General features: G+C 71.4%; 10 protein-coding genes. 5 read left to right on the forward strand and 5 right to left on the reverse strand.

Annotation, left to right across the window (positions count from 1 at the left end; translation table 11 throughout):
- Window positions 1–21: 21 nt before the first annotated feature.
- Complete coding sequence (gene ybaK / locus E6U81_RS14335; protein ID WP_136230474.1) at window positions 22–516, forward strand: Cys-tRNA(Pro) deacylase; 495 nt, start codon at window positions 22–24, stop codon at window positions 514–516.
- A gap of 65 nt (window positions 517–581) precedes the next feature.
- Here ybaK and E6U81_RS14340 read toward each other — a convergent pair whose 3' ends face one another.
- From E6U81_RS14340 to E6U81_RS14355, 4 genes are read right to left on the reverse strand one after another with little or no spacing between them, the layout of a single operon-like run.
- Complete coding sequence (locus tag E6U81_RS14340; protein WP_346766141.1) at window positions 582–1,265, reverse strand: hypothetical protein; 684 nt, start codon at window positions 1,263–1,265, stop codon at window positions 582–584.
- A gap of 34 nt (window positions 1,266–1,299) precedes the next feature.
- The gene (locus E6U81_RS14345) at window positions 1,300–2,178 is read right to left on the reverse strand and encodes an ABC transporter permease (protein ID WP_136230476.1); all 879 of its coding nucleotides are present in this window, start codon (window positions 2,176–2,178) and stop codon (window positions 1,300–1,302) included.
- Window positions 2,175–3,212: an ABC transporter ATP-binding protein gene (locus tag E6U81_RS14350; protein ID WP_136230477.1), complete on the reverse strand. Its 1,038-nt coding sequence runs from the start codon at window positions 3,210–3,212 to the stop codon at window positions 2,175–2,177. Before E6U81_RS14350 ends, E6U81_RS14345 begins: the two co-directional genes overlap by 4 nt.
- A gap of 28 nt (window positions 3,213–3,240) precedes the next feature.
- Window positions 3,241–4,548 carry an NYN domain-containing protein gene (locus tag E6U81_RS14355; RefSeq protein WP_240803806.1) on the reverse strand — a complete coding sequence of 436 codons (1,308 nt, stop codon included), beginning with the start codon at window positions 4,546–4,548 and terminating at the stop codon, window positions 3,241–3,243.
- 220 nt (window positions 4,549–4,768) lie between these two features.
- Between E6U81_RS14355 and E6U81_RS39810 the strand changes: the two genes are divergently transcribed.
- The gene (locus E6U81_RS39810; protein ID WP_167344713.1) at window positions 4,769–4,933 is read left to right on the forward strand and encodes a hypothetical protein; all 165 of its coding nucleotides are present in this window, start codon (window positions 4,769–4,771) and stop codon (window positions 4,931–4,933) included.
- Window positions 4,934–5,022: 89 nt separating this feature from the next.
- Here E6U81_RS39810 and dnaE read toward each other — a convergent pair whose 3' ends face one another.
- Window positions 5,023–8,565 carry a DNA polymerase III subunit alpha gene (dnaE, locus tag E6U81_RS14360; protein WP_136230478.1) on the reverse strand — a complete coding sequence of 1,181 codons (3,543 nt, stop codon included), beginning with the start codon at window positions 8,563–8,565 and terminating at the stop codon, window positions 5,023–5,025.
- 172 nt (window positions 8,566–8,737) lie between these two features.
- Here dnaE and E6U81_RS14365 point away from each other — a divergent pair, with 172 nt between their 5' ends.
- Genes E6U81_RS14365 through E6U81_RS14375 form a run of 3 tightly spaced genes read left to right on the forward strand, consistent with a single transcriptional unit; the run spans window position 8,738 to window position 11,633 of the window.
- Window positions 8,738–10,063, forward strand: a complete 1,326-nt coding sequence (locus E6U81_RS14365) for a DUF2252 domain-containing protein (RefSeq protein ID WP_136230479.1) — start codon at window positions 8,738–8,740, stop codon at window positions 10,061–10,063.
- A gap of 37 nt (window positions 10,064–10,100) precedes the next feature.
- The gene (locus E6U81_RS14370) at window positions 10,101–10,790 is read left to right on the forward strand and encodes a hypothetical protein (protein ID WP_136230480.1); all 690 of its coding nucleotides are present in this window, start codon (window positions 10,101–10,103) and stop codon (window positions 10,788–10,790) included.
- A gap of 48 nt (window positions 10,791–10,838) precedes the next feature.
- A complete protein-coding gene (locus tag E6U81_RS14375) occupies window positions 10,839–11,633 on the forward strand; it encodes a DsbA family protein (protein WP_136230481.1) in 795 nt (264 codons plus the stop codon).
- Window positions 11,634–11,655 lie beyond the last annotated feature (22 nt).

Below are 11,655 nucleotides of genomic sequence, written 5' to 3' on the forward strand. Positions count from 1 at the left end.
AGAGCGACCGACGGGGGATCCATGGGGAAGAAGACGAAGCAAGCGGCCGGCACCCCGGCGATCGCGGCCCTGACGGCGGCCGGGGTCGCCTTCACCACGCACGCCTACGAGCACGACCCGGCGCATCCCTCATACGGCGAGGAGGCTGCCGAGGCCATGGGCGTCTCGCCGACGCAGGTCTTCAAGACCCTGGTGGCGGACGTGGACGGCATCCTGACGGTGGCGGTGGTCCCGGTGTCGGGGTCGCTGGATCTGAAGGCACTGGCGACGGCCGTGGGCGGCAAGCGGGCGGCGATGGCGGACCCGGCCCTGGCGGAGCGCACCACGGGCTACGTCCGCGGCGGCATCTCCCCGCTGGGGCAGCGCAAGCGGCTGCGCACGGTGATCGACGAGTCCGCGACGGCGCACCCCACGATCTGCTGCTCGGCGGGCCGCCGCGGCCTGGAGATCGAACTCTCCCCGTCGGACCTGACCACTCTCACCGAAGCCACCCTGGCCCCGATCGGCCGCCCTTAGCCCCGCTCCGACCTCCCGGGGCTCCGCGCAGCGGCGGGGTCAGGCGGCCCACGGCCCCGGAGGGATCACGCTCGGGGTGCCTCCGACGCGGTCGGGCCGGTGTCGGTCGGCGGCAGCGCCGCCTCGGCCGGCGGCGCCGGCCGGTAGTACCCGCTCCACCCGTACAGCGGGTCCGGCTCAGGGTCCCGCGGCGTCCACAGCGCGGTGAACCCCAGGTGCAGCAGCACGGCGGTCATCGGCCAGGCCAGCAGCGCCCCGTGCGCCAGCAGCTCCAGCGGCGCGTCGAACGGCACCCCCTTGCCGGCCGCGGCCGCGGCGGCGGCCAGGTCCGTCGAGGACGAGCCGAGCCACAGCCCGAACCGCCATCCCGCCAGCGCGGCGAAGCAGGACCCGACGGCGAGCCCGATCACCAGCGGCACGCCGCCGGCCCGGCGCCACAGGAACGTGCCGACGGCGCTCAGCGCGCCCAGGCCCAGCGCCAGCAGGAAGAAGGTCCCGTCGGCGGCGATCCGCGCTTCGCTCTCGCTGTTGCGCAGGAACACCGCCTCCCCGTTGGAGACGTACTGCACCCGGGGCGCCAGCCACCACCACAGCAGTCCGAGGAGCAGTCCGGCCACTGCGACCGCCAAGGCCACGACGGCCCCGTCGCGGATGTCCTCCGGGCGGATGGCCGCGGCGGTGCCGCCCGGCTTCTCGGGCGGCGAGGGCGGCGGGTCGAACGGGGACTGCGGGGTCACGGCTTCGGTCACCCCCACATCGTGCCAGGTGTGTCCGGCGGCGGCGTCAGCGGACGGCCGCCCGGCGGTACGCCCAGGTCGCGACGGCCAGTGAGAGGACCCCCACGGCCGCGCACACCCCGAGGTCGAGGACGACGGCGGCCCAGTCCGGGGACGCCTCGAAGGTCCGGGCGAACGCCTCCACGCCGTACGTGGACGGCAGCAGGTCCCGCGCCCAGACGATCACGGCCGGCATCCGCTCGGGCGGCAGCACCCCGAGGAGCAGCGCGGCCGACATGCCGAGCTGTCCCGCGAGGGTGGCGAGCTCCTGCCGTGGTGCCAGCAGCCCCAACGCCGCGCCCAGCCCGGCCAGCGCGGCCCCCGCCAGCGGCACCACGGCGGCCAGGATCCACAGCCCGCTCATCGGCAGCCCGAACAGCAGGCATCCGAAGACGGCGGTGACCAGTGTCCCCGGCAGGGTGAAGGAGGCGTACGCGGCGGCCGCGCCCAGGACCACCGAGGCGGGCGGCACCGGCAGGGTGGCGTAGTGGTCGAGTCCGCCGCCGGCCCGCAGCTGCCCGAAGTACTGCGCGAGCAGGTTGAGCGCGACGAAGGCGACGACGAGCACCGAGGAGCCGGCCACGACGGCCCGGGCCTCCGAGCCCCCGTCGACGACGCCCCGCATCAGGATCATGATCCCGACGGACTGGAAGGTGGCCACGAACAGCAGCGGTATCCGCGCGACCCGGGCCCGGGACAGCTGGGCCCGGTAGACGGCGGCCAGGGAGGGGAAGAACCGCGCGCGGGGCGCCAGCGGCGCCGCATGCGGATCCTGTGCGCAGCCCGCGGTGCCGGCGGCCGGCTCGGCCCCGGCCCCGGTCGCGGGTGCCGTGGGGGCGTCGGGCGCGAGCGCGGCCCGGACGGCCCCCGTCGAGCGGTCGCTCACGACTTCACCAGCCCTTTCGTCTTGCCTCCGAGGGCCAGGTACACGTCTTCCAGGCTGGGGGTGGCCAGGGTGAAGTCGTCGAGCGCGGCGAAGGCCGGGCCCCCGGTGACCGAGGCCACCGCCGCCCTGGCCTCGTCCGGAGCCAGCCGGAGCACCCAGCGGCGCCCCGACTCGACGGCCCGGTCGCGCAGCCGGGCGACCTCCGGCACCGCCAGCGGAGCGCCTTCGCGCCACACCAGTTCCAGCCGGACCTCGCCCGAGACGCGCGCCTTCAGCGCGGCGGGCGTGTCGCAGGCGATGACCTTGCCCTGGTCGATGACGGCGACCCGGTCGAGGACGGTCTCGGCCTCGATGACGTTGTGGGTGACGAGGAGCACGGTCGCGCCGTGCTGGGCGCGGCGCCGGTCCACGGCCGCCCAGACGGCCCGCCGGGCCACGGGGTCCATGCCGGTGGTGGGCTCGTCGAGGACCAGTACGGGCCGCTCGCCGACGAGTGCGGTGGCGAAGCAGGCGAGGCGCCGCTGGCCGCCGGAGAGCTTCTTCAGGGGCCGTCCGGCGATCGGGGTCAGCCCGAGTTCCTCCAGTACGGCGTCGCGCGCGGCGCGTGCCGACCGTACGTCGAGTCCGCGCAGCCGGCCGGTGGTCTCGGCGGCCAGGGCCACCGTGAGCTCGTCCAGGGCGGTGGACTCCTGGCCGAGGTAGGCGAGCAGCCTGGAGGCCCGTCCGGGGTGGCGTACGAGGTCGTGGCCGAGGAGGGTCACGCTGCCCGCGTCGGGCCGCATCAGGCCGGTGAGCTGGCGGACCAGGGTGGACTTGCCGGCGCCGTTGGGGCCGAGCAGGCCGAAGATCTCGCCGCGCCGGACGTCGAGGCTGACGCCGTCGTTGGCTCGGGTCTCGGGCAGGGCGGGGGCTCCGCGCCGTCCGCGTACCGCGGGATACGTCTTGACCAGGTCACGCACCGCGCAGACCACGTCCGGCGCCGCTCCCGCGGCTGCTGCCGTGCCGTTCTGCGCCTGTGCTGTGCCCGTACTCACGAGGGAGCAGCCTACGGGGTTCCCGCCCCTACTCGGCCGCCGGGGTCAGCGGGGCGGCGAGGTCGGCGGGTGCGGTTCCGGGTGCGGCGGCCGGTACGGCGGCGACGTGCTCGGCGGCGGCGCGGACGTCGATCTCCCTCCAGAACCCGGCGCGGATGGCGTAGCGGTCGTGCTCGTCGATCTGGTCGTCCTTGTGCGCGAGCAGGCCGAACCGGGCGGCGTAGCGCAGCAGCTCGCCGTCGATCCGGTGCGGGATGCGCGGGTACATGGTGGCCAGTTTCTGCAGGTGCACGGTCTCCGGGAGGCGTTCCATCCAGCGTCGGGCGAACACCTGTCCCACCTCGAACGGGTCGCCGCCGACGGTGGTGATGTCCTCCTCCCGGTCGGCCCAGCGCTGTTCGGCGCTGGTGAGCTGGGCGAGGGTGGGCAGCGAGGCGGTTTCGGCGGGTTCGCCGAGCGGTCCGGCGCGGTCGATCCAGCCCTTGTCGGAGGACCAGCGCAGGGCGCTGGCGGGGGACGGCGTGGTGCTCGGCGCGGTCTGCTGGCCGGTGTGCGGTCCGGGGGCGCGCAGGGCTCCGGCGAGGTCCTTGGGGGTGGGGACGCTCTTTCCGCCGGGGGTGGTGGGCGCCGGTACGGGGACTCCCTCCCGGTCGTCGTCCGCGGGGGCGGCGGCGCCGTTGCGGGCGGCCTCGGCGAGCGCGGCCTCGGGCAGCGGCGCCGAGAGGATCGCGGCGATGTCGGGGCGGGGCACGGGCGGCGGGGAGCACAGTCCGGCGAGGTCCTTGGCGCGGACGGCGCGGGTGATCCAGGCCCGGTCGAGGACGCGGCGCTCGTCGGCCTCGGCGACGAGGTCCTCGGACTGGTTGTAGTCGCCGTCGGCGGCCTGGACGGCCCACAGGTGGACGGCGACGCCGTGTTCCTTGGCGGACATCAGGCCGGGCAGCAGGTCGCCGTCGCCGGTCACGAGGACCACGTCGGAGCAGGCGCGGTTGCGGGCGAGCTCGGTGAGCTCGGCGTGCATGGCCGCGTCGACGCCCTTCTGGGCCCAGCGGCCGTCGCTGCGGGTCAGGGCGCCGAGGCGGACGGTGACGCGGGGCATGACGCGCAGCCTGCGGTGCTCGGGCTGGGGCACCCGGTCGGGTGCGCCGTCGAACCAGTAGATGCGCAGGAGGGGCTGCTGGGTGTCGGCCTCGGCCCGCTCGCGCAGGCCCTGGATGAGGGCGGCATGGTCGACGGTGATCCGGGAGCGGGAGGGCTCCCCGGCGAGAAGGCTGGCGGCGGCGCCCAGCAGGTAGCCGGCGTCCACCAGGACGACGCAGCGGTCCACGCGTTCCACCCTCTTCCCTGGGGGTCCCCATGTGTTTTCACGGGTTCCCCGAGTCTGCCCGACCTCACGGGCGTTGAAGGCCGGAACTCGATCATCGGCGTGGCGGATCTCACGCGGGGGCGGGCCGCGGCCCTCGGCTACGCGCAGTAATGATCCAAAATGCGCGGTTTCTGGGGCTGTGTGAGTGTGAAGGCGGTCCTGGCCCCTAGACCCTCACGGAGGCTCCACCATGGCCAAGAACAAGAATCAGAAGCAGCCGGCGAAGCAGCAGACCCGCTCGTCCGGGCCGGACGCGTCGCGCTCGTCGGATTCCTCCCCCGAGCAGTCCTCCCAGGCGCCGAGTCCCATGGACCTGGCCCACAAGAGCAAGCAGAAGAAGTTCGGCCACAACTGACGTCCTTCGCGTCGGTCTGTGACGACCGGAACCGAAAGGGCCTGCCCGGCGACGCCGGGCAGGCCCTTCCGCGTGTGTGGCGGCCGTCGTCATCCGGCCAGGCAGGACGGTCCGAGCAGGACCTTGAGGTCGCCGAAGAGGGCCGGGTCGGGCTGTACGCGGTGCCGGTCGAGGCGGAGCACGGTGGTGGTCCGCGGCCCCTGGAGCTTGATCCGCACCTCGGTGTTGCCCTTGTGGTGGCGCAGGATCTCCCCCAGACGGGTCACCATCGGGGGCGTGACCTTGACCGTGGGGATGGTGAGGACCACGGGGGCGTTGGTGCCGGCCGAGGAGAGGTCGGGGACCATCATCTCCATGGCGACCAGGCGGGGGACGTCCTCGCGCTTGTCGAGACGGCCCTTGACGAAGACGACGGTGTCCTCGACCAGCTGGGTGGAGACGAGCTGGTAGGTCGCGGGGAAGAACATGCACTCGATGGAGCCGGCCAGGTCCTCGACGGTGGCGATGGCCCAGGCGTTGCCCTGCTTGGTCATCTTGCGCTGCAGGCCGGAGATGATGCCGCCGATGGTGACGACGGCGCCGTCGGAGTGCTCGCCGCCGGTCAGCTGGGAGATGCCGGCGTCCGTCTTGTCGGAGAGCACGTGCTCCAGGCCGAAGAGCGGGTGGTCGGAGACGTAGAGGCCGAGCATCTCGCGCTCCTGGGCGAGCAGGTAGGACTTCTCCCACTCGACGTCGGAGAACTCCACGTCGAGGCCGAAGCCGGGCTCGTCGCCGGCGCTCTCGTCACCCATTCCGCCGAAGAGGTCGAACTGCCCCTCGGCCTCCTTGCGCTTGACGGCGACCACGTTGTCGATCATCGGTTCGTGGTGGGCGACCAGGCCCTTGCGGGTGTGGCCCATCTCGTCGTAGGCGCCGGCCTTGATCAGCGACTCGATGGTGCGCTTGTTGCAGACGACGGCCTCGACCTTGTCCAGGAAGTCGGGGAAGGAGGAGTACTTCCCCTTGGCCTTCCTGGTCTTGATGATCGAGTCGACGACGTTCTGGCCGACGTTGCGGACGGCGGTGAGGCCGAAGAGGATCACGTCGTCGCCCTGGGCGGCGAAGTTCGACTCGGACTCGTTGACGTTCGGCGGGAGCACCTTGATGCCCATGCGGCGGCACTCGTTCAGGTAGATCGCGGACTTGTCCTTGTCGTCCTTGACCGAGGTGAGCAGGCCGGCCATGTACTCGGCCGGGTAGTTCGCCTTGAGGTAGGCGGTCCAGTAGGAGACCAGGCCGTAGGCGGCCGAGTGGGCCTTGTTGAAGGCGTAGCCGGCGAAGGGGACCAGGACGTCCCAGAGCTTCTGGATGGCCTCGTCGGTGTAGCCGTTCTTGCGGGCGCCCTCCTGGAAGATGGTGAAGTTCTTCGCCAGCTCCTCGGGCTTCTTCTTGCCCATGACGCGGCGCAGGATGTCGGCCTCGCCGAGCGAGTAGCCGGCGATGATCTGGGCGGCCTTCTGCACCTGCTCCTGGTAGACGATCAGGCCGTAGGTGACCGCGAGCACCTCTTCGAGCGGCTTCTCCAGCTCGGGGTGGATCGGGGTGATCTCCTGCTGCTTGTTCTTGCGCAGGGCGTAGTTCGTGTGCGAGTTCATGCCCATCGGGCCCGGGCGGTACAGGGCCGACACGGCGGAGATGTCTTCGAAGTTGTCGGGCTTCATCAGGCGCAGCAGGGAGCGCATGGGCCCGCCGTCGAACTGGAAGACGCCGAGGGTGTCGCCGCGGCCGAGCAGTTCGAAGGTCTTGGGGTCGTCGAGCGGGAGGCCCAGGAGGTCGATGTCGATCCCCTTGTTGGCCTTCACCATCTTGACGGCGTCGTCCATGATCGTGAGGTTGCGCAGGCCGAGGAAGTCCATCTTCAGCAGGCCGAGCGACTCGCAGCTCGGGTAGTCCCACTGGGTGATGGTGACGCCGTCGGTGTGCCGCACCCAGACGGGCACGTGGTCGGTGATCGTCTCGCTGGACATGATCACGCCGGCGGCGTGCACGCCCATCTGGCGGACGAGGCCCTCCACACCGCGGGCGGTGTCGATGACCTTCTTCACGTCGGGCTCGTTCTCGTACATGCCGCGGATCTCGCCGGCCTCGCTGTAGCGGGGGTGCGAGGGGTCGAGGATGCCGGAGAGCGGGATGCCCTTGCCGAGGACGTCGGCGGGCATGGCCTTGGTGAGGCGGTCGCCCATGGCGTACGGGTAGCCCAGGACGCGCGCCGAGTCCTTGATCGCGTTCTTGGCCTTGATGGTGCCGTAGGTGCCGATCATGGCGACCTTGTCCTGGCCGTACTTCTCCGTGACGTACCGGATCACCTCGACGCGCCTGCGCTCGTCGAAGTCGATGTCGACATCGGGCATGGAGACGCGCTCGGGGTTCAGGAAGCGCTCGAAGATCAGGCCGTGCGGGATCGGGTCGAGGTCGGTGATGCCCATGGCGTAGGCGACGATCGAGCCGGCCGCGGAGCCTCGGCCGGGGCCGACCGCGATGCCCTGGTTCTTGGCCCACATGATGAAGTCGGCGACCACGAGGAAGTAGCCGGGGAAGCCCATCGAGATGATCGTGTCCATCTCGTACTCGACCTGCTTCATGCGGTCCTCGGGGATGCCCCCGGGGAAGCGGCGGTGCATGCCGCGCATGGTCTCCTCGCGGAACCAGGTGACCTCGGTATAGCCGTCCGGGATGTCGAACTTCGGCATCAGGTTCCGGAACGTGAACATGCCCTCGGTGTCGATCTGGTCCGCGACCAGCTTGGTGTTGGCGCAGCCCTCCTGCCAGGCGTCCGAGGAGTCGATGGCGTACATCTCGTCGGTCGACTTCAGGTAGTAGCCGGAGCCGTCGAAGCGGAAGCGGTCGGGGTCCGAGAGGTTCTTGCCGGTCTGGATGCACAGCAGGGCGTCGTGGGCGGTTGCCTCGCTGGCGTAGGTGTAGTGCGAGTCGTTCGTCACCAGCGGCGGGATGCCGAGCTTCTTGCCGATCTCCAGCAGTCCGTCGCGGACCCGGCGCTCGATCTCGATGCCGTGGTCCATCAGCTCCAGGAAGTAGCGGTCCTTGCCGAAGATGTCCTGGTACTCGGAGGCCGACTTCAGGGCCTCGTCGAACTGGCCGAGGCGCAGGCGGGTCTGCAGCTCGCCGGAGGGGCAGCCGGTGGAGGCGATCAGCCCCTCGGACCACTTGCTGATGGTCTCCTTGTCCATGCGCGGCCACTTCGTGAGCCAGCCCTCGGCGTAGGCGTCGGAGGACAGCCGGAAGAGGTTGTGCAGGCCGGTGGCGTTCGCCGCCCAGATCGTCTTGTGGGTGTAACCGCCGGAGCCGGAGACGTCGTCGCGCTTCTGGTGGGGCTGGCCCCACTGGATGCGGCGCTTGTTGCGCCGGGACTCGGGGGCGACGTACGCCTCGATGCCGATGATCGGCGTGACCCCGGACTTCTGCGCGGTGTGGAAGAAGTCGTAGGCCCCGTGCAGGTTGCCGTGGTCGGACATGGCGATGTGCGTCATGCCCATCTCGTTGCACGCGTTGAACATGTCCTTCAGCCGTGCGGCACCGTCCAGCAGCGAGTACTGGGTGTGGACGTGCAGGTGCGTGAACGGCGTCTTGGTCACGGCGCTGGTCTCCTGGCGGCGGGGGGAGGGGGGCAGCTTTGAATCCTACGTCCCACGGGTGACAGATCACGGGCACGCAGCGGTACGGTCGGGCGTTGCAGAACCAGGGGCACCGGTCCGACGTCCAGTCCGGCAGAGCCCGTACCACCCCGTGCACCAGGAGGAACCCGCCATGGCGGTCCCCGAGACGACCGACGAGCAGCGCGCCGAGGAGATCCTCGACGTGTTCGACACCGCATTCGGTGAACTGCTCGCCGCCGACCCCGCTGCCTTCCAGGTCAAGTTCCGCAAGATGGCGGCCTCGGCCTTCGCCTTCTACCGCGGTACGGCCTGCCTCTTCTACTCCGACCTGGAGCGGGACCGGCACGGCGGCCCGTACCTGGACGAGCGGACGGGCCGGGTGTGGATCCACGGCGATCTCCACGCCGAGAACTTCGGCACGTACATGGATTCCAACGGCCGGCTGATCTTCAACGTCAACGACTTCGACGAGGCCTATGTCGGCCCCTTCACCTGGGACCTCAAGCGCTTCGCGGCCTCCGTCGCGCTGATCGGCTACACCAAGGCGCTCAGCGACGACCAGATAAGCGAGCTGGTGCGGATCTACGCCGGCGCCTACCGGGAGCGGATCCACCGGCTGGCCGTGGGCGCCAAGGACGAGGAGGTGCCCTCCTTCACCCTGGACACCGCCGAGGGCCCGCTGCTGGACGCGCTGCGCTCGGCCCGCTCCCGCACGCGTTTCTCCCTGCTGGACTCGATGACGGAGATACGGGACTACGAGCGCCGCTTCGCCTCCGGCGGCGGTTCGATCGAGCTGGACGCCGCGACCCGCTACAAGGTGCTGGCGGCCTTCGACGGGTACCTGGAGACGCTTCCCGACGAGTCCCTCGTGCGCCCCGACTCCTACCGGGTCAAGGACGTGGTCGGCCGCCGGGGCGTCGGCATCGGCTCGGCGGGCCTGCCCTCCTACAACATCCTGCTGGAAGGGCACAGCGACGCCCTGGAGAACGACGTCGTGATCTACCTCAAGCAGGCGCAGACCCCGGCGGTGTCGCGGCACATCACGGACCGGGCGGTGCGGGAATACTTCCTGCACGAGGGGCACCGCACGGTGATCTCGCAGCGGGCCCTCCAGGCGCACGCCGACCCGTGGCTGGGCTGGACGGAGCTGGACGGAGCGGGGCAGCTGGTGGCGGAGGTCTCCCCGTACGCGGTCGACCTGGACTGGTCCGACCTGGACGACCCGGAGGAGATCGCGGCCGTCGTCGCCGACCTCGGCCGGGCCACGGCGACCATGCACGCGTCGGCCGACGAGGCGGAGAGCGGGCAGTCCCTGGTGCCGTTCTCCACCGAGCGGGCCATCGACGCGGCGATCGCGGCGGACGAGGAGGGCTTCGCGGAGCTGCTGGTCGACTTCGCGCACGCGTACGGGGCCCGGGCGCGCGCCGACCACCAGATCTTCGTGGACCTGTTCCGCAACGGGCGTCTCACCCCCTGAACCGGCCTCCACAGGAACACGTGGCACACTCGCCGGGATGGACTTTTCCGGGACGGGACTCAGAGGGCTGCGGGCCGCGCTGTTCAGCGCGGTCGTCGTGCTGCTCTCGTCCGGGTCGCATGTCCTGATGTCCCAGGTCCCGCTGCCGCCCGCGCTGGTGGGCGGGGCCTTCGCGGGTGTGTTCGCCATCGCCTACGCGCTCGCGGGCCGCGAGCGCGGCTTCGGCCCGATCGCGGGGCTGCTCGTGCCGCTGGAGCTGGCCGCCGACACCGTCTTCACCGCGGGCCAGCACCTCTGCTACGGACCGGCCGGCGGCCCCGTCTCGGGGCCGCTGCGCGCCATGGGCCTGGAGGAGCTGTGCGGGGGCACGCCGGTGGGCGGGCCGCTGACCGAGGTGACCGGGCCCGCCGCCGACGCGGCCGCGCTGCTGGCCTCGCCCGGTCCGTACACGCCGTGGCTGCTGCTCGGCGCGCACGTCTCGGTGGGGCTGCTCGCCGCCGCCTGGCTGCGCCACGGCGAGCGGGCGCTGGGCCGGCTGCTGCGGGCGGTGGCCGCCTTCGCGTTCCGGCCGCTGCTGCTGGCGGCTGCCGCGGTGGCGGGGGCCCGCGAGCCGGCGCGGCGGGCGCTGCGCCCGGTCACGGCGGGAGCCGGGGCCCGTACGCGCTTCCCCGCACACTCCGTGGGACGGCGGGGACCTCCCGTGCTCGGTGCGCTCGCGCGCGCCTGACGCACGTACGGCAGTCCCTTCCCCATGTCACACACCACGGAGATCACGATGAGTTCACGCAACAGCCAGGCGAACAAGGCGGCGGCCCGCGAGCGGCTGCGGGCCGAGCGCGAGGCGCAGGCCAAGAAGGACAGGATCCGCCGGCAGGTCATAGTCGGCGTCGGCGTCGTGGCCGCCCTGGGTCTGGCCGGCGGCATCGCCTACGGCGTCATGAAGGCCAACGAGCCCGACCACTGGGAGAAGGCCGCCAAGGCCGAGCTGGTCAAGCCGAAGAACACCACGGGCGACGACGGCACCACGGTCGTCGTCGGCAAGGCCGACGCGAAGAAGACCCTGGAGCTGTACGAGGACTCGCGCTGCCCCGCGTGCGCCTCCTTCGAGCAGTCCTCGGGCGAGCAGATCAAGAAGGACGTCGAGGCGGGCAAGTACAAGCTCCAGTACTTCGGCGCCACCTTCATCGACAACGCGGTCAAGGGCGAGGGCTCGAAGAACGCGCTGAGCGCGCTGGGCGCCGCGCTGAACGTCAGCCCGGAGGCCTTCCTGGAGTACAAGGGGGCGCTGTACTCCAAGGAGCAGCACCCCGAGGAGACCGTCGACAGCTTCGCCAAGGACGACTACCTGCTGAAGGTCGCGGACACCGTTCCGGCGCTCAAGGGCAACGCCGAGTTCAAGAAGGCCGTCGAGGACGGCACCTACGACCGGTGGGCGCTGGAGATGTCGAAGGCGTTCGACAAGTCCGGGGTGAAGGGCACGCCGACGCTGAAGATGGACGGCAAGAAGATCGACACCCCGCAGACGCCGGAGGCGTTCACGGCCGCGATCGACAAGGCCTTGCAGGGCTGATCCCGGGCATACCGGGAGGACA

This window comes from Streptomyces sp. A0592 (assembly GCF_004795115.1).
GTDB classification, from domain to species: domain Bacteria; phylum Actinomycetota; class Actinomycetes; order Streptomycetales; family Streptomycetaceae; genus Streptomyces; species Streptomyces erythrochromogenes.